A 26823-nucleotide genomic window follows, 5' to 3' on the forward strand; every position below is an offset into this window, starting at 1 on the left:
CGGCCCGACCAATCCTCGTGGCAACTTGCTGCTGAAGTTCCATGCGTTCGCTCTTGGTGAGTTTCATCGCAACCTCCAATGAGATCGCCGCAATGATACTTCCGTCTTAAACGTTACAGTCTACTAGTGGTAATTATTGACAGTCTGCATGCATCGAATATCAAAGGAGTTGTGCTTTTTATAAAAAGATTCGGGTCTGTCTGATAGCACTTGATTCTTTTCATCTCAACCCGACGACCGACCGGCTTCTCTACCTCAATTCGCTGTAGACACTCCGATCCCGGTCGAGCGCCCGCAGATGCCCCGCTCCGTGATATTTCTGAAATGCTGCTTCAGCGTATTGCGGCTCGCCCCGGTCAATCTGTTGGCTGCGGCTATCGTCACGCAGCGATGTTCGGGGGCAAACTTAACGATCACCTGCAACAGCTCGGCCAACGCCGCCAGCACCATCATTTCCCGTTCGACCTTATTTGCCAGGCTGCCAACCTGTTCGACCAGTAAGCGAGAAATCCCCGAGCCGGGGTCACGGTCCAGCCGGCAATGGCAGCCGAAAGTGTGAATTACAGCCGTGATCCAGCGTCAATCCCAGAATAACCTAAAAAAATTATTAATGAATTTTATTGTTTAAAATCAATATCTTATTTCACTCTTTTTTCTTTATCTAAATGGACTTGCAATTCAGATTTGTGTTGTTATAATTCGCTCATCTGATCTTTCCTTGCGGAGGCCACGATGGCAAAGCCCGATACCAAGACTGTTCACAAAATCACTGTCAAGATCTGGAGACCGATCTTTAGCGCACTGAAGAAGAAGACCGAGGCAGCATGTCTGCGCCGTGACGCCTACCTCGAGCGAGTCCTTGAAAACGAGCTCGACCACCTGGATCAAGAAGTCGCGCTCGCAAACTCTCAAGCTAGCTATAACTACATTCAGGGCCGCTTGGATGCTCTCAAGGACCGCGATCCCGTAAGCTTGGCATTACCGCTCACATTGACCAAACGGCTAAACGACATCTGCCAACGCAAGCGGATCGTTCGAGACGCGTTCTTCAATCGTCTGTTCCTGATGCTTGGCGCGTCACCCAAAGTGATCGACAGATGCTTCTTTCCCTCTGTCGATGGCGATTGGCGCGCGCACGTGTGGAGTGAATGGAAGCACGAGGGGCCGTTTTTCCAAAATGGCTTCTACCCCCTCGATCCCGTCATTGACCCGCTTTGGGCCATGAGAGCGGCGTTTGACATCTATGCGGAGGAGTCCAGCCTGCATGACTTCATCTGCCCTGACTCCGGAAAGACTATACGGGTACAACATACTCTCGGTGGTCAGATAGAGTTGCCAGAGCGCGTCTACACGACCATCCTGACAAAAGAGAACGAGAAATTTGACCTCACCCCGTTCAACTGCTATTTCCCAGACTACCTCATCCCCGAGCACCCGGCTCAAAAGGAACACACGAAGCTTGAAGACTTGCTCTTACTCGATCTGGGGGCTTCATGAACACCCGCCATGCCGAAATGCGAGCCCAACAACGCGGTTTCGTGCCCATAGTCAGTCAACTACTGGACCAATACGGCCACGAGGAACATGACGGCCACGGCGCAGTCATCCTCTATCTGGACAAGAGGAGTATCCGTTGCATGGAGCGGGACCTGGGACGTCGTATGGTTTCAAAGATGGCGGAGTGGATGGACGCCTATAAGGTCGTAAGTGACGACGGCCAGACGATCACGGTAGGACATCGCACCCAACGCATATGGAGAAAATAATGATGCTTAACAGTCCTCCGACCTCAGTCAATGGCAACGCGCTGCTCGTTGAACTCACCCAGACGGAAATGGCGCTGCTTGACTGCCAGAAGCGGATATCGCTGCTTCAGAGTCGGCAGTCAGATCTCGTGCGGACCCTCGATGACTTGACGCGTCCGACGCTCAAGCCCCGTCCCGCGATCAAGTTCGCATACCAAGGCTTCGAATACCGCGGCCGATTTATCCCCTGCGACAGCGAAATCGACATCCACCGCACCATGCTCCGGCAGCTGTGGGAAGACTTCCCGCAAGAGCGAGAGGCAATGGCCAGGGCCATGGCGCGACGCGGCAGATTACGCCCTTATGTCGCGCGTAGCCCACTGGCACTTTTTCCAGGTAAATCCCTGTCATGGGCGCAGCGGTACAGCGCGTCTTTACCCGACGGGTGGTACGTCGACACCAATTTGAACCGGGAACGTATCCACCTGCTACTCATTGCCGCAGTGCGGACTGCGGGCTTGGTGTGGGAGATTGATGTCAAGGTCAACTGGCGTACCCGGGTACTTTATGAGCACTCCGCCAAGTAGAAATCGTCTCCGATGGTGAGATGGAGCAGTACTCCACATCTCTCATAGGAGTAGACAGAATAGATTCAGGGAGCTTGTACGCATGGGCCAAGACTTTCGCACCTGGCCGGCGCGATACCGCCATTGGAAACTTGACGTCGCTGAGTCCGAGGATCACTACCACTGGCTGATCACGGCGGAGGTTCGTCACATCCTGCCAAATCTGCGTGCGGACAAGGCCCTGGAACACGCCTACGGTTCGTCAATACGCCGGCTCGATACCGGACCCAAGCGCTACATCAGCGAAAACGCCCTGGCCCGCGAACTCAAACGCATGGGTGGACAGGAATCGCTCAGGCTCCTTGCCTGGCTGGCAAAGGATGTCATCGAACCAGGACGTCGCAAGCGTGGAGAAAAGCCCGGAGTTCACGATCGGTTTGGTCAGGACTTCAAGGAATCCGACAAGGACGAAGCCCAGGCTAGGCATATCGTCCCTCCCGTCATCCCTGCTTCGCCCAAGGCGCGGGCCAAACATCATCAGCCTCGCCCACCCGCTCCAGCCTTGAGCTGGAAGCGTCTGTTGGCAACAGAAATTGTCGGCCACTGGCGCGGCCAGATCACCTTGGCGCGGGCATTCTTCCGATCTGGACTCGCATTGGTGGTCTGGGTGTTTGTTGTCTTTTATCTGCTTTCAAGAGCGAAAGACATATCGACCTACTCGGGTGAATATGTCTTGCGGCAGTGGCTGATTCTGTTTCTCGTCCTCGCATTGGCCGCAGGATTTGCGTGGTGGTGTGTGGGGGTCGGCAGAAGCGCTCTGCGTTGGCACCAATCGGGTGGCGGAATCTTGGTCAGCCTTTCAGCGTTCGTGGTGGCCTGCTCAACTATGGTTATCACTTCGGTGGTGGTTGTCCTGGCGTCCTTTGTATGGCTCCTGGGTCTCGTTCATACGGTCACCATCCGGCCGCCGCCCGCCGAAGTCTTGCACGACCCGGTATCACGTCGCATCATCCTTCGGGGGGCATTGAACTTTGGGAGCTACAAGGCGCTTGAGCAGGCGTTACGGCAGAAGCCAAGACTGACGCTGCTGCAGGTGGAGAGCCCTGGGGGTTCCGTCATTGAGGGCATCGCCATGGCCAGACTGATCCAAGAGTTTGGCATGGACACGGTGACCTTTGAGCATTGTGAAAGCGCCTGTACCTTGCTCGTGGCGGCCGGTAAGGAACGCTATCTGGGCGACGCAACCGAGGTTGGCTTCCACCGGAGCTGGATTTTCGGCAAAGCCTTCAGCACGGCCTGGTCCTCGGCAGATCACTGGATAGCAGACTACTACCGATCCCGAGGCATTGCCGAGCCTTTTGTGCAACAAGCGCTGGATACACCTAGCTACTCGATGTGGTACCCCACTCCCGATCAGCTGATTGGGGCTGGCTTTGCCACAACATACTGGACCGAGCGAGGAACGAGGTACTGAGCGGCCTGCGATGTGCCGACCAGGCGGATCAGCAGACGCGTCACTCGTAAACGATGACCGCCTTGCCCTGATCCGCCTGCGCCATCCACCCCGCCAGCGCCGCATCGCTGGGATAGAACTTCGCGTCCTCGCCCAGCTGCAGTTCGGCCGCCGCCGCAATGCCCGCGCCGTGACGGCGCAGGGTCAGACGCACGCCCAGGCCGCGCAGCAGCTCGCCCTGCTCGGTCATCTCGCGCTTCGGGGGATGTTCTGCCACCAGACGCTGCACGTCGGGCGCACGACCGTTGACGGCCACGCGCAGGTACTTGCCGAAACGGCAGCGCGCGGCCTCCAGGCTCCAGAGCTGGTTGATGTTGAGCTGCAGGCCGCCCGAGAAGCGATCCGGCATGACCTTGGCCATGACGACGATGAGCTCGTCGTCCTTGAGCAGGTTGCGGTTGGCGTTCATCAGGGCCTCGTCCACGCGGGCGTCGAGCACGCCGCTCTTGTCGTCGAGCTTGAAGAGGGCGAGCTTGCCGCGCTGGCCGTTGATGACGCGGAAGTCGCTGACGATGCCGGCCAGCAGCTGCGGCTCGCGCGTGTCGATCAGGTCGGCCAGTTCGCGCTTGGCGAAGCGGCGCACCTCCATGGACACCTCGTCGAACAGATGGCCCGAGAGGTAGAAGCCCACGGCGGTCTTCTCGTTCGTGAGCCGTTCCTTCACGCCCCAGGGCAGCATGTCCACCAGATCCGGCTCCTGCGTGCTGGCGCCGTGGCTGTCGTCTCCCAGGTCGAAGAGGCCGCCCTGGTTGACGTTGGCTGCGGTGGCGTTGGCGAAGTCGAAGGCGCGGTCGATCGATGCGACCAGGGAGGCACGGTTGAGCTGCAGGGAGTCGAAAGCGCCGGCCTTGATCAGCGCCTCGATGCTGCGCTTGTTCAGGCGTGTGCGGTCCACGCGCACGCAGAAGTCATACAGGCTGGTGAAGGGGCCGCCCTCCTGGCGGGCCTTGACGATGGCTTCGATGGCCTGTTGCCCCGTGCCCTTGACGGCGCCCAGACCGTAGCGGATGGCCTTGTCGGAAATCGGTTCGAAGCGGTAGTGGCCGCGGTTGACGTCCGGCGCCTCGAAGGTCATGCCCATCTTGAGGGCGTCCTCGAACAGCACCTTGAGCTTGTCGGTGTCGTCCATTTCCACGGTCATGTTCGCGCAGAAGAACTCGGCCGTGTAGTGCACCTTGAGCCAGGCCGTGTGGTAGGCCAGCAGGGAGTAGGCGGCGGCATGCGACTTGTTGAAGCCGTAACCCGCGAACTTCTCCATCAGGTCGAAGACCTCGTCGGCCTTGTCCTGGGGAATGTTGTGGGTCTTGAGCGCGCCCACGCGGAATTTCTCGCGGTGCTCGGCCATCTCCTCGGCCTTCTTCTTGCCCATGGCGCGACGCAGCAGGTCGGCGCCACCCAGCGAGTAGCCGCCCAGGATCTGCGCGGTCTGCATCACCTGTTCCTGGTAGACCATGATGCCGTAGGTCTCGCTCAGCATCTCGGCCACCGCCGGGTGCGGGTACTCGACTTCTTCTCTCCCATGTTTACGTGCAACGAAACTTGGGATCAGGTCCATGGGGCCCGGGCGGTACAGGGCGTTGAGTGCGATCAGGTCTTCGAGGCGCGTGGGCTTGGCGTCGCGCAGCATGCCCTGCATGCCGCGGCTTTCAAACTGGAACACCGCTTCCGTCTTGCCTTCCTGGAACAGCTGGTAGGTGGCCTTGTCCTTGAGCGGGATGTTCTCGAAGGCGAAGTTCTCCTGGCCCGGGTGACGCGCCATGATGAACTCGCGCGCGATCTCCAGGATGGTCAGCGTGGCCAGGCCCAGGAAGTCGAACTTCACCAGGCCCACGGCCTCCACGTCGTCCTTGTCGTACTGGCTCACGGCCGCGTCGCTGCCGGGCTGCTGGTAGAGCGGGCAGAAGTCGGTCAGCTTGCCCGGTGCGATCAGCACGCCCCCGGCGTGCATGCCCACGTTGCGGGTCATGCCCTCGAGCTTCTGCGCCAGCGCCAGCAGGGTCTTGACCTCGTCTTCCTTCTCCAGGCGCTCGGCCAGGATGGGCTCGGCCTGGATGGCGTCGGCAATCGTGATGTGCTGGCCCGGCTTGTTGGGGATGAGCTTGGAGATGCCGTCGCAGAAGGTGTAGCTCATGTCCAGCACGCGGCCCACGTCGCGGATGGCGGCGCGCGCGGCCATGGTGCCGAAGGTGGCGATCTGGCTCACCGCCTCCTTGCCGTACTTGTCCTTGACGTAGTCGATCACGCGGTCGCGGTTGGCCTGGCAGAAGTCGATGTCGAAGTCCGGCATCGAGACACGTTCCGGGTTCAGGAAACGCTCGAACAGCAGCTTGTATTCCAGCGGGTCCAGGTCCGTGATCTTCAGCGCATAGGCCACCAGCGAGCCGGCGCCCGAGCCGCGGCCCGGGCCGACCGGGCAGCCATGGGCCTTGGCCCACTGGATGAAGTCGCCCACGATCAGGAAGTAGCCCGGGAAACCCATCTTCAAAATCGTGTTGATCTCGAACTCCAGGCGCTCCACATAACGCGGGCGTTCTGACTCGCGTCTGGTCGCGTCCGGATACAGGTGGGTCAGCCGTTCCTCCAGACCCTCGAAGGAAGCCTTGCGGAAATACTCCTCGATGCTCAGGCCGCCGGGGATGGGGAAATTGGGCAGCTGCGGCTTGCCCAGCACCAGCGTCAGGTTGCAACGCTTCGCGATTTCCAGCGTGTTGGCCACGGCGCTGGGCAGGTCGGCAAACAGGGTCTCCATCTGCGCCGCACTCTTGAAGTACTGCTCGCGCGTGAACTTGCGCACCCGGCGCGGGTTGCCCAGGATCTCGCCTTCGGAGATGCAGACACGCGCCTCGTGGGCCTCGTAGTCGTCGGGCAGGGCGAACTGCACCGGGTGCGTGGCCACCACCGGCAGCTTCATGCGCGCGGCCAGCTGAACGGCGGCGGTCACATGGGCCTCGTCGTCCGGGCGGCCGGCGCGCTGCAGTTCCAGGTAATAGCGGTGCGGAAAAATGGTGGACAACTGCAGCGCCATCTCATGGGCGCGAGCGGTGTCACCCTGCACCAGGGCCTGGCCCACGGCGCCACTTTGCGCGCCGGAGAGGGCGATCAGCCCCTCGTGCAATTCTTGCAGCCAGGCCAGCTTGACCACGGCCTGGGCCTTCACCACGTTGCCGGTCCAGGCGCGCGCCAGGATCTCGGAGAGGTTGAGGTAACCCTGCTTGTTCTGCACCAGCAGCAGCAGGCGGGACGTGGCCGAGGGGTCCCGCCCCAGGCCTTCGAGCAGGACTTCCACGCCGATCAGGGGCTTGAGACCTTTGCCGCGCGCCTCCTTGTAGAACTTGATGGCCCCGAACAGATTGTTCAGATCGGTGATGGCCAGCGCCGGCTGGCGGTCCGCCGCCGCGGCCTTGACGATGTCCTCGATACGGACGGTGCCGTCGACGACGGAAAACTCGGTGTGCAGGCGCAGATGGGCAAACATGGGATCCATTGTAGTTTTCCGGACCGGACCAGCCACCGCTGGAAACCCCTCTGTCTTTTAAAATCGAGGCGTGAACGACATCCTCAACATCTCCGCCTACAAATTCGTTCCCCTGCCCGACGCCCATGCGCTGCGAGACCGCCTGCACGAACAGGCCGAAGCCCTGGATCTCAAGGGCACGGTGCTGCTGGCCGAGGAAGGCATCAACCTCTTCCTCGCGGGGCCGGGCGAGGCCGTGCGCACGTTCATGGCGCAACTGCGTCAGGATCCACGCCTGGCCGACCTCACGCCGAAGGAAAGCTGGTCGGCACGCCAGCCCTTTCGCAAGATGCTGATCAAGGTCAAGCGCGAGATCATCCGCATGAACCACCCGACCATTCGCCCGGCCCAGGGGCGTGCGCCGGCCGTGGCGGCCGCCACCGTCAAACGCTGGCTGGACCAGGGGCATGACGACGCGGGCCGGCCCGTGGTGACGCTGGACACGCGCAATGCCTTCGAAGTCGATCACGGCACCTTCGAAGGCGCCATCGACTGGCGCATCCAAAAGTTCTCGGACTTCCCTGCTGCCCTGAAGGGCCACCAGGCGGAACTCCAGGACAAAACCGTGGTGAGCTTCTGCACCGGCGGCATCCGCTGCGAAAAGGCCGCCCTGCTCATGCAGGAGGCCGGGCTGGACCACGTCTACCAGCTCGAAGGCGGCATCCTGAAATATTTCGAGGAAACGGGCGGCGCCCATTACCGCGGCAGCTGTTTTGTCTTCGACGAACGCGAAGCCCTGGGCAGTGACCTGAACGCCCTCAAACAGTGACATATTCATCACACTCCGGGTCCCTGCATGCGGAAATCCGTGGACTTGACTTACCATGGGGGTAGCACCTACCCTCCCCCATGCGTATGCTGCGTGTCGACTCCACCGCATCCAGGACTGCCGGCACCCTGCCTTCAGGGCAGCAGCGCCGCAGCCTGCTGGCCGGCGCGCTGCTGCCCTGGGTCCTGGGCGCCTGCGGTGACCGAAAGGAGCCGATGCGGCTGGTGGGCCAGCCCTGGCCCGGCTACGAACCCATGTTCCTGGCGCGCACACTGGGCTATATGCCCCCCGGTGTCGAATTGCAGGAATCCAACACCGCGCAGGAGTCGATCCAGCTCACCTACGACGGCCGGGTGGACGGTGTCATGCTCACACTGGACGAAGTCCTGCGCTTGCGCGACCAGGGCGTTGCCTTGCAGATCGTGCTGGTGTTTGACGTCTCGCGCAGCGCCGACATGCTGCTGGCCCGCCCCGGCATGCGCGACCTGGCGGCCTTACGCAACCAGCGCGTGGGCGTGGAGGACTCGACCCTGGGCGCCCTGATGCTGACGCTGATCCTGGAGAAGGCCGGACTGCAACGCAAGGATGTCTCAGTACAGCCCATCCCCTACGACGAGCACGAGACCGCCTGGGACCGCAACCACATCGATGCCCTCATCACCTACGAACCCCTGGCCGGAAGGCTGCTTGCGCGCGGTGCGCGCCTCCTGCTGAGCACACGCCAGCTGCCCAACACCATCTTCGACGTGCTGGCCATGCGCAGTGAGGTGCTGGACCGCCACGCGGACGGGCTGCGCGCCTGCCTGGCGGCGTATTTCAAGGCCCTGACCTACCTGCGGCAAAACCCCTGGGACGCCGCCTACCGCGTGGCCCCGCGGCTGCAGGTCAGCGCCGAAGGCCTGATCAACTCGCTGCGCGGACTGGAACTTCCAGACCGCATCGGCAATCTGAGTTATCTCGCGGGGACGGACAGCGCCCTGCTGAAAGCGGTCCACCGGCTCTCGCCCATCCTGCAGCAGGCCGGTCTGCTGCAGAAACCCGTCAACACCGAGCGGCTGCTGTCCAGCCTCTACCTGCCCACGTCATGACACCACGTCCGCGCCCGTCTGCCTGGTGGAGCGCCCCGATCGCTCTGCTGCTGGCTGCGCAGACGGTCTGGTCGCAGGAGACCGTCGTCAACGTGGGCGTGCTGTCCTTCCGCCCCAAGGCCATGGCCGAAGCCCAGTGGCGTCCGCTGGCCGATTACCTCAACCGCAGCGTGCCCGAGGTGCGCTTCGTGCTGCGCATCTACAACTACCCGGAGCAGCAGGAAGCCATGCGCCAGCAGTCCGTGGACCTGCTCATCACCCAGCCCGCCGAGTACGTGCGCCTGGTGCACGAGAACGGCCTGTCCTCGCCCCTGGCCACCCTGATCGAACTCGATCAGGGCCGGCCCGTGCGGGCCATGGGCGGGGTGATCCTGACCCGCAGCGACCGCCCGGACCTCATGGAACTGCGCAACCTGCAGAACAAGCGCATCGCCGTACCCAACCAGATGTCTTTCGGCGCCTTCCAGCTCCAGGCCGCCGAGCTGGCGCGTGCCGGGGTCAGGTCCCTGGAATACCTGGAGACCGGTGCACCGCAGGACCTGACCGTGCAGGCCGTGGTGGACCGCCACGCCGACGCGGCCTACGTGCGCACCGGCCTGATCGAAAACATGGCGCGCGAAGGCCAGCTCGACCTGCGCCAGGTCAAGGTGTTGAACGCGCAGGGCTACCCGGGTTACCCCTTTGCCCTCTCCACCCGCCTCTACCCGCAGTGGCCGGTGGTGGCCATGCCGCATCTGGGCGAAGGCATCTCCGTGCGTGTGGCCGGGGCGCTGCTCTCGCTGCCGCACGGCAGCGAACTGGCGCGTCGCATGGGGCTGTACGGTTTTGTCACCCCGGCCGACTACGAACCGGTGCGCACCCTGATGCGTGAAATGCGCCTTCCGCCTTTCGACCGGCCCCAGCCGGTCAACTGGTCCGACATCTGGCACCAGTACCGCCTGCTGATCGCCAGCGCCACGCTGACCCTGCTGCTCATGCTGCTCATGGCGCTGCGCGAGACCTGGTTGCGCCAGCGCATGGCCTCTTTCAGCAACGCCATGGGCGAAGGCATGTTCGTGCTCGATCGCCATGGCATCGTCACCTACGTCAATCGCGCCGCCTGCCGCCTGCTGGGTTACCAGCGCGAGGCCCTGCTGGGCCGGCGGCTGCTGCCCATGATCGTCGCACCCCAGCCCCCGGGCGCGAACCCCCTGCTCGATCCGCAGCGCTGGCAACAGCCGTACGAAGGCGAAAACCTTTTCGTCAACGCCAGCGGCAAGTCCTTCCCGGTGGAAGTCAGCAGCCGGCCGATGCGCCGCAATGAGCGCTTCGTGCGCAGCGTGACCGTTTTCTCCGACATCTCCGAGCGCAAGGCCCACAGCGAGCACATCTACCAGCTGGCCTACCACGACGCCCTCACCGGCCTGCCCAACCGCCGTCTGCTGTTCGAGCGCTTGCAGGAAGAGCTGGGGCGCCACAACGGCAGCAGCCGTGGCGCCCTGCTGTTCTCCGACCTGGACCACTTCAAGCAGCTCAACGACACGCTGGGCCACAAGGTCGGCGACGCGCTGCTGCAGGCCGTGGCCGGGCGCATGCTGCGCATCGTCGGCGAGCAGGGGCTGATCGCGCACACCGGCGGCGATGAGTTCGCGGTCTTGCTGGAACGGCTCGACGCCGACCCCGAGCGCGCCGGCCAGCAGGCGCGCGAACTGGCCGAAAAACTGCGCCACAGCATGCGCGAGCCCTTCGGCATCGACAGCCAGTACCACCAGATGTCGGTCAGCATCGGCGTGGCGCTGTTCGACGGCCCGGACACCGGTGCGGATGAGTTGCTCAAGCGCGCGGACATGGCCATGTACCAGGCCAAGGCCGGTGGACGCAATGCCATCCGTTTCTTCGACCACGAGATCGCCGTGCAGCTCAGCCAGCGCGTGGCCCTGGAGGCAGACCTGTACCAGGCCCTGGCCCAGCACCAGTTCCGCGTGTTTTACCAGCCGCAGTTCGACAGCGCAGGCCGCATGGTGGGCGCCGAAGCCCTGGTGCGCTGGTTGCATCCCGAGCGCGGCCTGGTCATGCCGGGGCAGTTCATCGCCCTGGCCGAGGAAACCGGACTGATCCTGCCGCTGGGCCAGTGGGTGCTGGAGCAGGTCTGCCATCAGATCGAGCGCTGGCGCGGCCAGCCGGTGCTCGGTGAGCTGGTGATCTCGGTCAACCTGTGCGCGCACCAGATCCTGCAGGCCAATTTCGTGGAAAGCGTGACCTCGGTGCTCATGGCCACCGGCGCCGATGCCAGCCGGCTGCAGCTGGAACTGACCGAAAGCGTGCTGGCGCACAGCATCGACGACGCCAGCGACAAGATGCGCCGGCTGGTGGCGCTGGGTGTGCAGTTCGCGCTCGACGATTTCGGCACCGGTTATTCCTCGCTGAGCTACCTCAAGCGCCTGCCCATCCAGCAGCTCAAGATCGACGCCTCCTTCGTGCGCGATTTGCAGACCGACCCCAACGACGTCGCCATCACCCAGACCATCATCGCCCTGGGCCAGAGCCTGGGCCTGGAGGTGATTGCCGAAGGCGTGGAAAGCGGGGCCCAGCGCGACATCCTGCAGCAGCAGGGCTGCCGCCTGTTCCAGGGTTATTTCTACGCCCGGCCCCAGGCGCTCGAAGACCTGGTCGCCCTGGTGCACAAGCTGCACCCGGAGGCCCTGGCGGCTCCTCGCTGATCAGGGCAGGAAGCGCCGCTCGGGCAGGGGAATGAACTCGGTCTCGCCCGGCACCTGACCCAGGCGCTGCGCCTCCCAGGTCTCGGCGGCCTCGACGATGCGCTCCTTGCGGCTGGAGACGAAGTTCCACCACATATGGCGCGGTGCATCGAGCGCGGCCCCGCCGACCACCACCAGACGGGCAGGCTCTGCAGCGGACAGGGTGACGGTGTCCTGACCCGGCACGGCCATCTGCTGCGCTGCCAGCGGCTGGCCATCCAGTGTCAGTGCGCCCTGCACAAGGTAGACCGCCTGTTCAGCTGCCAGCGGGGGCAGAACCAGACGGCCACCGGCCGGCAGTTGCACGTCGAGATAGAGCGTGGGCGAGAGGGTGCGCACCGGCGAACGCAGCCCGAAGGCCTCCCCCACCAGCACCCGCACCGTCGCATCCCCCGCCCGTCCTTCGGGGATGGCCGAAGCCGGCGTGTGCTCGAAGGCCGGTTCGGTCTCCTCGTGCTCGCGCGGCAGGGCCACCCAGAGCTGCAGGCCGTGGTTGACGTAGGAGCGCCCGCGCAGCGATTCAGGGCGACGCTCGGAATGCACGATGCCGCGCCCGGCCGTCATCCAGTTGATGGCGCCGGGCTCGATCAGCTGCGCCGAACCGATGCTGTCGCGGTGCATCATGGCGCCTTCGAACAGATAGGTCACGGTGGCCAGGCCGATGTGCGGGTGCGGCCGCACATCGTGCTCGCTCTGCGGCGTTTCCAGCGCGGGACCGAAGTGGTCGAAGAAGATGAAGGGCCCGACCGCGCGCTGTGCCGCGGCCGGCAGCAGGCGCCGCACCTGGAAGCCCCCGCCCAGATCCTTCTGGTGACCGGTGAGGATGCGCGCTGGGGTGCTCATGGTGGGGCTCTCCTTCTGGAGCCTGACTCTAGCAGCAGCCGGCAGCCGGATCAGCCGCGCAACTTGGCCGCCACACCGGCCACGCGCTGGCCGAACAGGCGGGCGGTCTCCAGGTCGCCGGCATCGGCCTTCTCGGCCGCAGCGTCGGAGGCCGTCTGCCCCATCAGGCCGGCATTGGCGGCGAGGTAGTTCACATCGCTGCGCCTGGAGTCCTTGGTGTTGTGGTACGCCAGGCCCAGGCCCACCCAGATGCCGCCGTGCTGCATGGCCAGGGTGTGCAGATAGCCCAGGGTCGAGGCCTTGTCGCCGTTGACGTTGGAGCTGTTGGTGAAGCCCGCGAACACCTTGTCCTTCCAGACCTGGGTGTACCAGGGCTTGCTGGAGGCATCGGCGAATTTCTTGAACTGCCAGCTCACGCTGCCCATATAGGTCGGGCTGCCCATGATGATGGCATCGGCTGCGGCCAGCGTCTCCCAGCCGGCCTCGGGCAGGTTGCCATCGGCGTCGATGGCGAGCAGCTCGGCGCCAGCGCCCTCGGCCACAGCCTGGGCCAGACGCTGGGTATGGCCATAACCCGAATGAAAAACAACAACGACCTTGCTCATGACCTGTCTCCAATAAAAAGGGGCTAACGAAATTCCGGCAAAACCCCTCCCGCCCCGGCAGCGCCGGGGTCAGGGAAGCACGGAGAATCGGGAGGGGTGAGGTGAGGCCGTTCAGGCCTTGCGCTTGGCGTCCAGGCTCAGGCTACCGGCGCCAAAGGCGCTCAGCATGAGCAGACCGCCGGCAATCGACAGGTTCTTCATGAACATGATCTGGTTGACCATCACCTGATCAGCCGGCATGGCCCAGTAGTTGTGGAAGATCACACCGGTGGCGATGGTGAACACCGCCATCACCAGCGCCACGATGCGCGTCTGGAAACCGGCGATCAGGGCCAGCGCGCCGCCGAACTCGACGATGACGGCAATCGCCGCGCCCAGTTCAGGCAGCGGCAGCCCTTTGGAAGCGATGTAGCCAGCCGTGCCGGCAAAGCCGCCGATCTTGCCGAAACCGGCAATCAGGAACAGCAGCGCCAGCAGGATGCGGGCAATCAGGGCCAGGGGGTTTTGGTATTGCTGAAACATGGGTACTCCTTGAACGGTTGTATGAAAACCAGGGCCTGCTCACACTAATTTCTCAAGTGCGAACAGGGTGCAAACGGCGCCAATCTAGGCGCACGACGAATCCCAGACTGGTGGTCTGGGTGAGGAGTGCAACAACGAGTGGCGTCGTTTGCACCCCGTTCCCTTCGGGTTGCGGCCAAAAAAGCCATGCGGGGTGTTGCGCGGACTTGCCGGGGGCCTACCCCGGCGGCGTCCACGCGCCTACCGCATGATTTTTTTGATCCGCAACGCATCTTAAGAAATTAGTGTGAACAGGCCCTAAACTCAGGCACTCAGGTCAAAGACCAGCACTTCGGCGTTTTTGCCTGCTCTCAACGCCAATTGCTTCTCCTGGTCGATCAGGGCCGCATCCCCGGCGGCCAGGGGCTGACCATTGACTTCCAGTTCGCCCCGCACCAGATGCACATAGCTCTTGCGCGCGGGGTCCAGCGGCAGTGTGGCAGATTCGTCGCCATCGAACAAACCGGCGTACAGCCGCGCGTCGGCATGCAGCAACACCGAGCCGTCAGCGCCGTCAGGCGAGGCCACCAGGCGCAGCGCACCGCGTTTTTCGGGCGTGGCAAAGGTTTTCTGTTCGTAGCTGGCCGGGATGCCTGTCACATTGGGCTGGATCCAGATCTGGAAGAAGTGCGTGGTGTCCTTCGGCGCGTGGTTGTACTCGCTGTGCATCACGCCGTTGCCGGCGCTCATGCGCTGCACATCACCGGGCGGGATGGCACGGCCGTTGCCCATATTGTCCTTGTGCGCGAGCTCACCCGAAAGCACGTAGCTGATGATCTCCATGTCGCGGTGCCCGTGCGTGCCGAAGCCGGTGCCCGGGGCGATACGGTCCTCGTTGATCACGCGCAGATTGCCCCAACCCATGTGCTGGGGATCGTAATAGCCGGCAAAGGAAAAACTGTGGAAGGACTTGAGCCAGCCGTGATCGGCGTAGCCGCGGTCCTGTGATTTGCGGAGAGTCAGCATGGTGTGTGCTCCTGGTTCAAGAAACTGCTCACGATGGGATGAACTTTAGACGCCGCCTGCGGTTTTGCAGTCCATGTGCTTTGATGGCATCATTCAAATGATTTGAAATAAAATAGCCCCAGCATGCAAACCGCCCGCGATGTCCTGACCCCCGACGCGCTCGCCATGCTGCAGGCCATCGAAGGCGCCGGCAGCTTTGCCGCCGCCGCGCGTCAACTGGGCGTGGTGCCCAGCGCCCTCACCTACCGCGTGCGCCAGATCGAGGACGCGCTGGACGTGCTGCTCTATGACCGCAGCTCGCGCCAGGCCAGGCTCACCGCCGCCGGCGCCGAGCTGCTGCGCGAAGGCCAGCGCCTGCTGACCGAGATCGACGCCGTGGCCAACCGGGTCAAACGCGTGGCCACGGGCTGGGAATCGCAGTTCACGGTGGCGCTGGACGGCATCGTCAACCGCACCACGGTGATGGAGCTGTGCGAAAGTTTTTTCCAGCTGCAGTCGCCCACGCGCCTGAAGCTGCGCGAGGAAACCCTTTCGGGCACGCTGGAGGCGCTGACCGCCGGCCAGGCCGACCTGGCCCTCGGCGTGGCCCTGGAGCCCACCACCAGCGCCGGCGTGCACGGCAAGGCCATGGGCATGGTGACCTTCATCTACGTTGTGGCGCCGCACCACCCGCTGGCCGCCGCGCCCGAACCCCTGGGCGACGAACTGCTGCTGCGGCATCGCGCGGTGGCGGTGGCCGATTCCGTGCAACGCGGCGGCGGCGTGACCATCGGCCTGCTGGCCGGGCAGGACGTCTTCACCGTGGCCAGCATGCAGGCCAAGCTCGACGCCCAGTTGCGTGGCCTGGGCGGCGGCTTCGTGCCCGAATGCCTGGCGCGCCCGCACCTCGAGGCCGGCCGCCTGGTGGTGAAAAAGACCGAGCGCCCGCCGCGCGTCATACGGGTGAGCTACGCCTGGCGCGGCGGCAGCAAGAGCAGCCAGGGTCGTGCCCTGCAATGGTGGCTCAAGCAGCTGGAAAGTCCTGCGACCCGAAGCGCATTGCTGGGTCCGGTACAGTGGAAGTGACGCTGCCAAGAAAACCAGACACACAAGAACGGAGACTGCTGACATGAAATCCGCGCAACACTACGCCGTCATCGGCGCCGGCATGGCCGGCGTGGCCTGCGCCCGCACCCTGGTGCAGGCCGGCCACAAGGTCACGCTGTTCGAGAAAAGCCGCGGTGCGGGCGGCCGCATGGCCACGCGCGACACCGAGTTCGGCAGCTTCGACCACGGCACCCAGTACTTCACGGTGCGCAACCCCCTGTTCGCCCGCGCGCTGGAAACCGTGCCCGGCCTGTGCCGGCCCTGGAGCGCCAACGCCGTGCGCGTGCTCGACCCCCTGGGCCGTGTCGTGGCCGCCCCGCTGCCGACACGCGAGCAGCACTGGGTGGCCGCCCCCGGCATGAATGCGCTGGTGCGCCGCTGGGCCCAGCCCCTGCTGAACGCCGGCGCCGTGGAACTGCAGACCCGCGTGGTCAAGATCGAGCGTGATGCGCTCAACGAGCGCCGCTGGCAACTGCAGACCGAGGGCCTGGACGACAGCCGCCATGTGCACTCCGGCTTCGACGGCGTGCTGCTGGCCATGCCCAGCGTGCAGGCCCACGAACTGCTGCGGCATTCGAAGCAGGCGCCGACCCTGGCCGAGCGCATCGCGGGCGTCCAGGTCGCCCCCTGCTGGACGCTGATGGTGGCCTTTCCGCAGGCCATGCAACCCGGCATGTCCGCATTCGGGCCCCAGTGGAATGCGGCGCGCAGCACGCACCACCGCATCGCCTGGCTGGCGCGTGAATCGAGCAAACCGCAGCGCGGCCCGGTTGAACGCTGGACCGTGCAGGCCAGCCCGGCCTGGTCGCAGGAGCACCTCAACGACGACGCCGATCGCGTGCAGTCCAAGCTGCTCAAGGCCTTTGCCGAAGTGACGGGCATCCGCGCCGAACCCAGCTACGCCACCGTGCACCGCTGGCACTACGCGCAGACCCTCGAAGCGCTGAACCAGAGCCATCTGTGGGAGCCGGCCTCGCGCATCGGCGTCTGCGGCGACTGGTGCCTGGGTCACCGCGTCGAGGACGCTTTCATCTCCGGACTGGAACTGGCGCTGAAAGTCTGCTGAATCCGTTCGGACCGAGCCTGTCGAAGTCCCGCCGCAGATCGGCTGAGCGTTTCGCCCCGTCGACAAGCTCAGGACAGGCCAAGCTCAACGCGAACGGATGCATGCCGTCATGCCTCTTTTGCACACCGTGACTGAGTACATCGGCCGCTTCGCGCCCTCACCCACCGGCCCGCTGCACGCCGGTTCGCTGGTGGCGGCGCTGGCGAGCTGGCTCGATGCGCGCGCCCACGGCGGGCGCTGGCTGGTGCGCATCGAGGATGTGGACCTGCCGCGCTGCATCCCCGGGGCCGACCTGACCATGCTGCGGCAGCTTGCCGACTGCGGGCTGCACCCCGACGAACCACCGACCTACCAGTCGCAACGCAGCGCGCTTTATCAGCAAACCCTCGACAACCTGGCCACACGCGGCCTGGCCTATCCCTGCGCCTGTTCACGCAGGGACATCGAGAACGAACTGTCGCGCCTGGGGCGTGAGAAGCCCCGCCACGGCGAGCGGGTCTACCCCGGCACCTGCCGTCACGGCCTGCAGGGCAGGCCGGCGCGAGCCTGGCGCCTGCGTGTGAACGCCGGCGCCCTGCCCTGGACCGACCGCCGACTGGGCCCGCAGGCGCAGGACGTGGAAACCGAGGTGGGCGATTTCGTGCTCAAGCGCGCCGACGGCTGCTTTGCCTACCAGCTGGCCGTGGTGGTGGACGATGGGGCCCAGGGCATCACGCACATCGTGCGCGGCGCAGACCTGAGCGACAACACCGCACGGCAGATCCTGTTGCAAGGCGCCCTGGGCCTGCCCACCCCGGCTTACCTGCACACCGCGCTGGTGCTGGGCGCGAACGGCGAGAAACTCAGCAAGCAGAACGGTGCGCAGGCGCTGGACACGCGGAACCCGCTGGCCGCGCTGAACGCGGCTGGCGCCGTGCTGGGCCTGCGGGTGACGGGCGCCAGTGTGGGCGACTGGCTGGCTGCCGCGACGGCGCAATGGGCCGCCACCTGGGGACCGCCAAGTAAAATCGGTCCGTGACCGATACCCCCAAGCCCCCCGAACAGGACGCAGCCGCGTCAACCCCGCCCAAAGACCGGCGCCGCCTGCCGCCGCCCGGCGTCGATTTCCCCAAGACCATCAAGAGTTTCGTCAAACGCGCCGGCCGCACCACCACGGGTCAGGCCAAGGCCTTCGAGCTCTATGGCCCGCGTTTTGTGTTGCCCTACACGGCCGCGCCGCTGGACCGCCTGGCTGCTTTCGGCGCCGAGGCCGCAAACCGCCCGCTGGTCCTGGAGATCGGCTTCGGCATGGGCGACGCCACGGCGCACATCGCCGACCTGATGCGCGAGAAGAACTTCCTGGGCTGCGAGGTGCACGAACCCGGCGTCGGCGCCCTGCTCAAGCACATCGGCGAACGTGAACTCACCAACCTGCGCATCCTGCAGCACGATGCCGTCGAGGTGCTGGACCACATGCTGCCCGAGCAGAGCCTGGACGGCGTGCACATCTTTTTCCCCGACCCCTGGCACAAGACCAAGCACCACAAGCGCCGCCTCTTGCAGGCGCCCCTGGTGGCCAAGCTGGCCGCGCGCCTCAAACCCGGGGGCTACCTGCACTGCGCCACCGACTGGGAACCCTATGCCCGGCAGATGCTGGAAGTGCTGGGCGCCGAGCCGCTGCTGAAGAACAGCGCCGAGGCTTATGCCCCCAAGCCCGAATACCGCCCCCTGACCAAGTTCGAGAAACGCGGCCTGCGCCTGGGCCACGGCGTCTGGGATCTGGTCTTTATCCGGACCTGAACCGGCCCCGGCCATGAGCCGCCCACCACACCGTCACAAGCCGCCCATGGTCGAGGGGGTGAGCGCCAGTTGCGTGGCCCTGCCCCACGGTCCCTGGCTGCGGCTGATCGACTTCCTGGCCGAACGCCTGCCTGCCGTCAGCAGCGTGCAATGGATGCAGCGCATGGCCCAGGGTTGCGTACTCGATGAGCAAGGTACCCCGTTGCGGCCCGACGCGCCCTTTGCCCCCGGCACCCGCGTCTATTACTACCGCGAACTCGAAACCGAGCCCCTCATCCCCTTCGAGGAAGCCATCCTCTACCAGGACGCGCACCTGCTGGTCGCCGACAAGCCGCACTTCCTGCCCGTCACGCCCACCGGCCGTTACGTGCAGCAGACCCTGCTGGTGCGCCTCAAACGCCGCACCGGCATCGAGACCCTGAGCCCCATACACCGCATCGACCGCGAGACCGCCGGCCTGGTGGTGTTCAGCGTGCGCGCGCAGGACCGCGGCGCCTACCAGACCCTGTTCCGCGAGCAGCGCGTGGAAAAAGTCTATGAGGCCATCGCCCCCTTGCGGGCTGACCTGCCGCTGCCCCCCGTGTACCGCAGCCGTATCGTGGAAGATGAGTTTTTCTTTCGCCAGCGTGAACTGGCCGGCGAGCCCAACAGCGAAACCCGTATCGAGCTGATCGAGCCCCTGGGCGCGTGGGCGCGCTACCGCCTGTACCCGCGCAGCGGCAAGACGCATCAATTGCGGGTGCACATGAACGCGCTGGGCCGCCCCATCATGGGCGATCTGTTCTACCCGGAGGTCGTGCATGGCCCGGGCCCTATCGAGCACGATTTTGGCCGCCCCCTGCAACTGCTGGCGCGTGGCATCGCCTTCACCGACCCGGTCACCGGGCAGGCGCGCCACTTCGAAAGCCAACGCAAACTGACAAGCAGCTGACCACAGGCTGACTCGCGTTTGCCCTCTAGAATCCACGCGCAGACGATGTGGCATATGGCGTGACTGCGCCCTGTCACCCGTTCAACTTTGCGGACCGGACACCGGACGCATGCCCATCCACAGATCCAGGAGCAAAAATATGGTTTGGCAACAGGCATACAACCCCATGGGCAATATGGCCCTGTCCACCCTGCTGGCGGCGGTGCCGGTGGTGGTGATGCTGGTCGGTCTGGGCTTCCTGCACCTCAAGGCGCACATCGCCGCCGCCGCAGGTCTGGCCAGCGCTTTGATCATCGCGGTCTTCGTGTTTGGCATGCCGGGCGAGATGGCCGGCAAGGCCGCCATCCTGGGCGGCCTCACGGGCCTGCTGCCGATCGGCTGGATCGTGCTCAACATCATCTTCCTGCACCAGCTCACCGAACAGAACGGCAGCTTCAAGGTGTTGCAGGATTCGATCGCCGGCATCACCGAGGACCGCCGCCTGCAACTGCTGCTGATCGCCTTCGCCTTCGGCGCCTTCTTCGAGGGCGCGGCCGGCTTCGGCACACCGGTGGCCGTGACGGCGGCCATCCTGATCGGTCTGGGCTTCTCGCCTTTGGCCGCCTCGGGCCTGAGCCTGATCGCCAACACCGCACCCGTGGCCTACGGCGCGCTGGGCACCCCGGTCATCACGCTGGCCAAGGTGCACGGCTACGACGTGATGGCCGTGTCGGCCATGATCGGCCGCCAGTTGCCCTTCTTCTCGCTGCTGGTGCCGTTCTGGCTGATCTGGGCCTTCGCCGGCTGGCGCGGCATGAAGCAGATCTGGCCCGCCATCCTGGTCACGGGCGTGAGCTTCGCCATCCCGCAGTTCCTGGTGTCCAACTACATGGGCCCCGAGCTGGTCGACGTGATCGCCGCCCTGTGCTCCATGAGCGCGCTGGTGCTGTTCCTGCGTGTCTGGAAACCCTCCGAGATCTGGACCTCGGTCTCGCTCAAGGGGCATGAAAAAGACGGTGGGGCAGGCCACACCGCGCAGCCACCGGCCAAACACGACCGCGCCACCGTGATCAAGGCCTGGACCCCTTGGGTCATCCTGACGGTCTTCGTCTTCATCTGGGGTCTGCCGGTCGTCAAGAACTTCCTCAACACCCTCTTCAGCCCCAAGTTCGCCATCGAAGGCCTGCACAAGCTGATCGAAAAGATGCCGCCGGTGGTACCCACCCCGACAACCGAAGGTGCCGAATACGTGCTCAACCTGCTCTCGGCCACCGGCTCCGGCATCCTGCTGGCGGCCGTGGTGGGCGGTCTGACCATGGGTTACGGCATCCCGGCCCTGCTCAAGGCCTACGGCAAGACCATCTGGCTGGTGAAGTACTCGCTGATCACCATCGTGCTGATGCTGGCCCTGGGCACGCTGACGCGCTACTCCGGCCTGGACACCACGCTGGGTCTCGCCTTCGCGGCCACCGGCGTGTTCTACCCCTTCTTCGGCACGCTGATGGGCTGGCTGGGCGTGGCGCTCACGGGTTCCGACACCGCCTCCAACGTGCTGTTCGGCGGCATGCAGAAGGTGGCCTCCGAACAGCTGGGGCTGTCACCCAACCTGATGGGCGCGGCCAACAGCTCGGGCGGCGTCATGGGCAAGATGATCGACGCGCAGTCCATCGTGGTGGCCTCCACCGCCACCCGCTGGTTCAACCACGAAGGCGACATCCTGCGCTATGTGTTCTTCCACTCCATCGCGCTGGCCTGCCTGGTCGGCATCCTGGTGACGCTGCAGGCCTACGTCTACCCCTTCACGCTCATGGTCGTGCGCTGAACGGCTCCCCATGAACCGGACAAGACCGCCTCGGCGGTCTTTTTTGTTGCCACGGTCGCCGCAAAGCAACAGCCCAAGGAAAGCCAAGGCGAACCGACGCGCGGACGATACGCCTTGAAACACTGGCTTCGCTCATCCTGCGATACTCACGTCGTCACAAACCACCGCCAGGCATCCCATGAAAAAAGTCCTTCACCTGCTGGCCCTCGCCACGCTGCTGGCCCAGACCGCCCAGGCTGGTAACCTCTCCTCGCTCGGCACGCTGACGCAGGCCGAGTTACGCACGGCCTCCGAAGACCTCGGCGCGGCCTTGAGCTACAAGCCGCTGCTGCCGACCGAAGACCAGGGCATCACCGGCTTCGACATCGGCGTGGCCGTCACCGGCACCGACGTCTCGCGCAGCGCCGCCGCCCTCTCCAAGGCGGGCGCCAGCCTCGGTTCCCTGGACACCCTGCTGACCACCCGGCTGAATCTGCACAAGGGCCTGCCCCTGGGCTTTGATATCGGCGCCTTCGTCGCCAGCGTTCCGTCCCTGGGCACCACCGTGACCGGGGGCGAACTGCGCTACGCGCTGCTCAAAGGCGGCGTGGCCACGCCCGCCATCGGCGTACGCGGGGCCCTGACCCGCATGAGCGGCTCCGATCAGCTGGCACTGAGCACGCGCAGCCTGGACGTCTCCATCTCCAAGGGCTTCGCCATGCTCACGCCTTATGTCGGGGCAGGCCAGGTCTGGGTCAATAGCTCGCCCAATGCCGGCAGCCTGGCCGGGGAGAGCTTCAACCAGGGCAAACTCTTCGCCGGCGCCAGCATGAGCCTGGGCCTGCTCAACCTGACCTTCGAAGGCGACAAGACCGGGAACACCACCTCCTGGGGTGTGAAGCTGGGCCTGCGCTGGTAATCGCCCAAGAGCCTGTTCACGGTCTCAGCCATGGGGCCATCATTTTTTCTGATCGCCCACTACGTAAAAACCAAGGACGGCTGGCCGGCCCCGCTTCCTATACTCCTGGATTGCATCTGCCCGCCGGCGGCGGGCCCCGTACTCTCGAGGAGATTTCATGAAATTCAAGACGCTCGCACTCGCCCTGGGTGCATTGCTTGTCACGGCCCCAGCCATGGCCCAGAGCAACTGGCCGACCAAACCCCTCACCATGGTGGTGGGCTTCGCTCCCGGCGGCGCCACCGACGCCGTGGCCCGCATCATCGCCAAGCACCTGGGCGACGAGCTCAAGCAGAACGTGGTGGTGGACAACAAGGCCGGCGCCGGCGGCAACATCGCCACCGATTTCGTGGCGCGCGCCGAGGCCGACGGCCACACCCTGCTGCTGGGCAGCGTGGGGTCGCTCACCGTCGCCCCGCACATGAACGCCAAGCTGCCCTACAAGCCGCTGCAGGACTTCGCTCCGGTCACGATGGCCGTGGTCTTCTCCAACGTGCTGGTGGTCAAACCCGACCTGCCGGTGAAAAACCTGGCCGACTTCGTGAAGCTGGCCAAGGCCCAGCCCGGCAAGCTGACCTATGCCTCGCCCGGCATCGGCGGCGCCGGCCACCTGGCGGGCGAGCTGCTCAAGATCAAGGCCGACATCGATATCACCCACATCGCCTACAAGGGCGGCGGCCCGGCCATGCTGGGCTTGCTTGGCGGCGAGGTCGATTCCTTCATGGCCACGCCGCCCACGGCCGGCCCGCACATCAAGACCGGCAAGGTGCGCGCCCTGGCCACCACCGGCCTCAAGCGTGACCCGCTGATGCCCGACGTTCCCACCGTGGCCGAGCAGGGCTACCCCGGCTTCGACACGCTCAACTGGTACGCCTATGTGGTGCCGGCCAAGACGCCCAAGGCCGTGGTGACCCGCCTCAACCAGGTGCTGGTCAAGATCCTGAAGGACCCCGCCGTCGTGAAGGAACTTGAGCTCAAGGGCCTGTCGCCCAGCCCCGGCACCCCGGCCGAACTCGCCGCCTACATGCAGCGCGAGTACGACACCTGGGGCATGGTGGTCAAGAAGGCCGACATCAAGCCCGAGTAAGTCGCGATCGACCGGGGCCCGCAGGAGCCCCGGCGCTGGCCGTGGACACCGGCGTCGAACCCTGGCGGCCTGAACACTGCAACGCCGGTGCTAAGCTGGCAGATTGCAAATCTGTGGAGCTCCCCATGTCCCGCAACGTCCTGGTCACCGGTGTCGGCATGATCGCTTTTGCCAAGCCAGGCGCCAACCGCCCCTACCCCGAAATGGCCGCCGAGGCCACACGCGCCGCCCTGGCCGACGCCGGCCTGGACTACGCGCAGATCCAGCAGGCCTATGTGGGCTACGTCTACGGCGACTCCACCGCCGGCCAGCGCGCGCTCTACGAAGTGGGCATGAGCGGCATCCCCATCGTCAACGTCAACAACAACTGCTCCACCGGCTCCACCGCCCTCTTCCTGGCCCGCCAGGCCGTGGCCAGCGGCGCGGCGGACTGCGTGCTGGCCCTGGGTTTCGAGCACATGAGCCCCGGCGCCCTGGGCGCGGTCTTCAACGACCGGCCCTCGCCCTTCGACCGCTTCGACACTGCCACCGAGGAACTCGTGGGCCACGCCGAAATCCCGCTGGCCCTGCGCTATTTCGGCGGCGCCGGCCTGGCCCACATGCAGCAGTACGGCACGAAGCTGGAAACCTTCGCCGCCATCCGCGCCAAGGCCAGCCGCCACGCCGCGCACAACCCGCTGGCCCTGTTCCGCAAGGAAGTGTCAACCGAGGACGTGATGGCCGCGCCCATGCTGTGGAACGGCGTCATGACGCGCCTGATGGCCTGCCCGCCCACCTGCGGCGCCGCCGCAGCCGTGATCTGCTCCGACGCCTTCGCACAGAAACACGGCCTGGACCGCTCGGTGCGCATCCGCGCCCAGGCCATGACAACCGACACCGCGCGCAGCTTCGACGCGCGCGACATGCGCGAAGTGGTCGGTTTCTCGATGGCGAAGGAGGCCGCGCGCCAGGTCTACGAACAGGCTGGTGTTTCCCCGCAGGACGTGGACGTGGTGGAACTGCACGACTGCTTCGCGCAGAACGAACTCATCAGCTACGAAGCCCTGGGCCTGTGCCCCGAGGGCGGCGCGGAGAAGTTCGTGATGGATGGCGACAACAGCTATGGCGGCCAGTTCGTCACCAACCCCTCGGGCGGCCTGCTCAGCAAGGGCCATCCGCTGGGCGCCACGGGCCTGGCGCAATGCATGGAGCTCGTGCAACAGCTGCGCGGCCAGGCCGGCGCACGCCAGGTGAATGATGCGCGCCTGGCCCTGCAGCACAACCTGGGCCTGGGCGGGGCCTGTGTGGTGACGCTGTACGAGCGGGCTTGATACCGACTGCGCTCATTCAACAAGAACCGTTCGGGCTGAGCCTGTCGAAGCCCCTGCAGCCCTTCGACAGGCTCAGGGCGAACGGGACTATCTTTGAACGCGAAGTCGTGTATCAGTGCTTGGGCGCGCCGTTGGCCTTGGCCGACGCTTCGAAGCCGCCCTTGGCCTGCCACTCGCTCATGCCACCCTGCAGGATGCGCACGTTCTCGTAGCCGGCCAGGCGCAGGGCCAGCCCGGCCTGGGCCGACAGCGTGCCCTGGTTGCAGTAGATCAGCACCGGCTTGTCCTTCGGGATCTCGTTACGCCTGGCCAGCACCTGGCGCCATTCGATGTTGAGCGCACCGGGGATGTGGCCCTTGTCGAACTGGCCCTTGTCGCGCGCGTCGATGACAAAGAACTTCTTCCAGTCACCCCCGGGAATCTGCTCGGGGAAGATGGTGGCGCCGCCGTAGTCGACGAATTCGAAGTAGCCCTCCATGGCATCGATGACAGCCTTGTCGTCGGCATGGGCCGGCAAGCCGGCGACACCAGCAGACAGCGCGATCAGGGAGAGGGTCAGCAGTTTTTTCACGGTTGTCCTTGAGTCAGAAGAGTCGGGATTCAGGCCGGGTTCAGTCGCGGGTGGGTTTCTTCACCGAATAGCCACAGCAGGCCGCCCGACAGCATCATGGAAATGGCCACGAACCAGAACGCACCTTCCATGTGGCCGCTGAAATGCGCCACCCCGCCCAGGCCCAGCGCGCCGATGCCGTAGCCCAGGTCGCGCCAGAAGCGGTAGATGCCGATGGCCGAGCCGCGCCAGTTGGGGTGCGAGATGTCGGCCACGGCGGCCGAGAGATTCGGGTACAGCAGCGCCATGCCCAGGCCCGACACCGCCGCCGAGAGCGACCACCAGGCCACACCGGAACCCAGCAGCATCATGGCCACGCCGACGCCGCAGAGCCACATGCCGGCCACGTTGGGCCCATGGCGACCGATGCGGTCCGACAGCTTGCCGGTGAAGAGCTGCGAGCCGCCCCACACAAAACCGTAGACGCCGATGACCCAGCCCACCTGCGGCAGGCTCAGGCCCTGCTGGTAGAGGAACACCGGGTAGAAGACCCAGATCAGCGCATCGACGAACTTCTCCACCAGGCCGGCCTGGCACAGCGCGGCCAGGCGGCGGTCGCGCCAGCTCATGAGCTGGAACATCTGCCAGGTGCTCGGGCTGGCCGGCACGCCCCTGGGATAGCGCGGCACGGGTCCCGCCGCCTTGCCCGCCGCATGCCGTGCGCCTTCGGCCTGGGCCCAGGGCAGCGTCTCCTTGACGAAGAACAGCGTCAGCAGCAACGCCGAGACGATCACCACCAGGCCGAAGACCAGCAGGCCGTTGCGTGCGCCCCAGGCCGCGGCCAGGTAGCCGGTGACGATGCCGGCAATCGCCACGCCCACATACCCTGCGAATTCGTTCAGGCCGATGGCAAGGCCGCGCTGCTCGGGGCGCGTGAGGTCCAGCTTAGAGGTCTGCGTCATGGACCAGGCGAAGCCCTGATTCACGCCCAGCAGCACCGTGGCCGCGACGATCCAGCCCCAGCTCGGCGCCCAGAGGATCATGAAGGGAATGGGCAGCGCACTGAGCCAGCCCAGCAGCAGCACCTTCCTGCGACCGATGTTTTCCGACAGGCGACCGGCCACGAAGTTGAGCGTGCCCTTGACGAAGCCGAAGGCCACGACAAAAGAGATCAGCAGCATGAAGGAGCCCTTGGGCACGCCGAACTCCTCGCTCGCCAGTGCCGGCACCACGGTGCGCGTCATGCCGATGGTCAGGCCCACCAGCAGCACCTGCAGCAGCTGATGAAGGAACTGCGGCAGGTTGTGGCGGATGCCGTGCAGGACATCCTGCGCCTCGTGGCGCGCCTGGGTGAATTCACTCATGGCC

The 26823-nt window shown here is 65.1% G+C and carries 24 protein-coding genes; 17 read left to right on the plus strand and 7 right to left on the minus strand.

Annotated elements, in window-relative coordinates; all coding sequences use genetic code 11:
• Window positions 1–324: 324 nt before the first annotated feature.
• The 5 genes from ACYVH8_RS00005 (at window position 325) to ACYVH8_RS00025 (ending at window position 3785) form a co-directional block, all read left to right on the plus strand.
• Window positions 325–501, plus strand: a complete 177-nt coding sequence (locus ACYVH8_RS00005; protein WP_460486825.1) for a hypothetical protein — start codon at window positions 325–327, stop codon at window positions 499–501.
• 231 nt (window positions 502–732) lie between these two features.
• Window positions 733–1497 (plus strand): hypothetical protein, encoded by a 765-nt coding sequence (locus tag ACYVH8_RS00010; protein WP_460486826.1) that lies wholly within the window; start codon window positions 733–735, stop codon window positions 1495–1497.
• Window positions 1494–1766 carry a hypothetical protein gene (locus ACYVH8_RS00015; protein WP_460486827.1) on the plus strand — a complete coding sequence of 91 codons (273 nt, stop codon included), beginning with the start codon at window positions 1494–1496 and terminating at the stop codon, window positions 1764–1766. Before ACYVH8_RS00010 ends, ACYVH8_RS00015 begins: the two co-directional genes overlap by 4 nt.
• On the plus strand, window positions 1766–2332 hold the full coding sequence (locus ACYVH8_RS00020) for a hypothetical protein (protein WP_460486828.1): 567 nt from the start codon (window positions 1766–1768) through the stop codon (window positions 2330–2332). The genes ACYVH8_RS00015 and ACYVH8_RS00020 overlap by 1 nt, the downstream gene beginning before the upstream one ends.
• Before the next feature lie 82 nt (window positions 2333–2414).
• Window positions 2415–3785: a COG3904 family protein gene (locus ACYVH8_RS00025; protein ID WP_460486829.1), complete on the plus strand. Its 1371-nt coding sequence runs from the start codon at window positions 2415–2417 to the stop codon at window positions 3783–3785.
• A gap of 40 nt (window positions 3786–3825) precedes the next feature.
• On the opposite strand, the gene dnaE is transcribed toward ACYVH8_RS00025, so the two are convergent.
• Window positions 3826–7299 (minus strand): DNA polymerase III subunit alpha, encoded by a 3474-nt coding sequence (gene dnaE / locus ACYVH8_RS00030; RefSeq protein WP_460486830.1) that lies wholly within the window; start codon window positions 7297–7299, stop codon window positions 3826–3828.
• 70 nt (window positions 7300–7369) lie between these two features.
• On the opposite strand from dnaE, the gene ACYVH8_RS00035 reads away from it, so the two are divergent.
• From ACYVH8_RS00035 to ACYVH8_RS00045, 3 genes are all read left to right on the plus strand, one after another.
• Complete coding sequence (locus ACYVH8_RS00035; protein WP_460486831.1) at window positions 7370–8107, plus strand: sulfurtransferase; 738 nt, start codon at window positions 7370–7372, stop codon at window positions 8105–8107.
• An 80-nt stretch (window positions 8108–8187) separates the two neighbouring features.
• Window positions 8188–9195, plus strand: coding sequence for an ABC transporter substrate-binding protein (locus ACYVH8_RS00040; RefSeq protein WP_460486832.1), 1008 nt, complete (start codon window positions 8188–8190; stop codon window positions 9193–9195).
• On the plus strand, window positions 9192–11894 hold the full coding sequence (locus ACYVH8_RS00045; RefSeq protein ID WP_460486833.1) for an EAL domain-containing protein: 2703 nt from the start codon (window positions 9192–9194) through the stop codon (window positions 11892–11894). The genes ACYVH8_RS00040 and ACYVH8_RS00045 overlap by 4 nt, the downstream gene beginning before the upstream one ends.
• Here ACYVH8_RS00045 and ACYVH8_RS00050 read toward each other — a convergent pair whose 3' ends face one another.
• From ACYVH8_RS00050 to ACYVH8_RS00065, 4 genes are all read right to left on the minus strand, one after another.
• A complete protein-coding gene (locus ACYVH8_RS00050; protein ID WP_460486834.1) occupies window positions 11895–12776 on the minus strand; it encodes a pirin family protein in 882 nt (293 codons plus the stop codon).
• Window positions 12777–12826: 50 nt separating this feature from the next.
• Window positions 12827–13381, minus strand: a complete 555-nt coding sequence (locus ACYVH8_RS00055; protein WP_460486835.1) for a flavodoxin family protein — start codon at window positions 13379–13381, stop codon at window positions 12827–12829.
• A 111-nt stretch (window positions 13382–13492) separates the two neighbouring features.
• On the minus strand, window positions 13493–13903 hold the full coding sequence (locus ACYVH8_RS00060) for a DoxX family protein (RefSeq protein WP_460486836.1): 411 nt from the start codon (window positions 13901–13903) through the stop codon (window positions 13493–13495).
• Window positions 13904–14206: 303 nt separating this feature from the next.
• Window positions 14207–14908, minus strand: coding sequence for a pirin family protein (locus ACYVH8_RS00065; protein WP_460486837.1), 702 nt, complete (start codon window positions 14906–14908; stop codon window positions 14207–14209).
• A 123-nt stretch (window positions 14909–15031) separates the two neighbouring features.
• On the opposite strand from ACYVH8_RS00065, the gene ACYVH8_RS00070 reads away from it, so the two are divergent.
• From ACYVH8_RS00070 to ACYVH8_RS00110, 9 genes are all read left to right on the plus strand, one after another.
• The gene (locus ACYVH8_RS00070; RefSeq protein WP_460486838.1) at window positions 15032–15973 is read left to right on the plus strand and encodes a LysR family transcriptional regulator; all 942 of its coding nucleotides are present in this window, start codon (window positions 15032–15034) and stop codon (window positions 15971–15973) included.
• A 43-nt stretch (window positions 15974–16016) separates the two neighbouring features.
• Window positions 16017–17060: an NAD(P)/FAD-dependent oxidoreductase gene (locus ACYVH8_RS00075; RefSeq protein ID WP_460486839.1), complete on the plus strand. Its 1044-nt coding sequence runs from the start codon at window positions 16017–16019 to the stop codon at window positions 17058–17060.
• Window positions 17061–17169: 109 nt separating this feature from the next.
• Window positions 17170–18078 carry a tRNA glutamyl-Q(34) synthetase GluQRS gene (gene gluQRS / locus ACYVH8_RS00080; protein ID WP_460486840.1) on the plus strand — a complete coding sequence of 303 codons (909 nt, stop codon included), beginning with the start codon at window positions 17170–17172 and terminating at the stop codon, window positions 18076–18078.
• A gap of 65 nt (window positions 18079–18143) precedes the next feature.
• A complete protein-coding gene (gene trmB / locus ACYVH8_RS00085) occupies window positions 18144–18839 on the plus strand; it encodes a tRNA (guanosine(46)-N7)-methyltransferase TrmB (protein ID WP_460486911.1) in 696 nt (231 codons plus the stop codon).
• A gap of 13 nt (window positions 18840–18852) precedes the next feature.
• A complete protein-coding gene (locus ACYVH8_RS00090; protein ID WP_460486841.1) occupies window positions 18853–19770 on the plus strand; it encodes an RluA family pseudouridine synthase in 918 nt (305 codons plus the stop codon).
• Window positions 19771–19909: 139 nt separating this feature from the next.
• Window positions 19910–21571: an L-lactate permease gene (locus tag ACYVH8_RS00095; RefSeq protein WP_460486842.1), complete on the plus strand. Its 1662-nt coding sequence runs from the start codon at window positions 19910–19912 to the stop codon at window positions 21569–21571.
• Window positions 21572–21749: 178 nt separating this feature from the next.
• Complete coding sequence (locus ACYVH8_RS00100; RefSeq protein ID WP_460486843.1) at window positions 21750–22469, plus strand: hypothetical protein; 720 nt, start codon at window positions 21750–21752, stop codon at window positions 22467–22469.
• A gap of 157 nt (window positions 22470–22626) precedes the next feature.
• Entirely contained in the window at window positions 22627–23595 is a 969-nt protein-coding gene (locus ACYVH8_RS00105) for a Bug family tripartite tricarboxylate transporter substrate binding protein (RefSeq protein ID WP_460486844.1), read from the plus strand.
• Window positions 23596–23720: 125 nt separating this feature from the next.
• Window positions 23721–24905, plus strand: coding sequence for a lipid-transfer protein (locus tag ACYVH8_RS00110; protein WP_460486845.1), 1185 nt, complete (start codon window positions 23721–23723; stop codon window positions 24903–24905).
• Between the two features lie 112 nt (window positions 24906–25017).
• Here ACYVH8_RS00110 and ACYVH8_RS00115 read toward each other — a convergent pair whose 3' ends face one another.
• Complete coding sequence (locus ACYVH8_RS00115) at window positions 25018–25476, minus strand: rhodanese-like domain-containing protein (protein WP_460486846.1); 459 nt, start codon at window positions 25474–25476, stop codon at window positions 25018–25020.
• Between the two features lie 29 nt (window positions 25477–25505).
• On the minus strand, window positions 25506–26819 hold the full coding sequence (locus ACYVH8_RS00120; RefSeq protein WP_460486847.1) for an MFS transporter: 1314 nt from the start codon (window positions 26817–26819) through the stop codon (window positions 25506–25508).
• Window positions 26820–26823: the final 4 nt, after the last annotated feature.

The organism is Curvibacter fontanus (assembly GCF_054780335.1).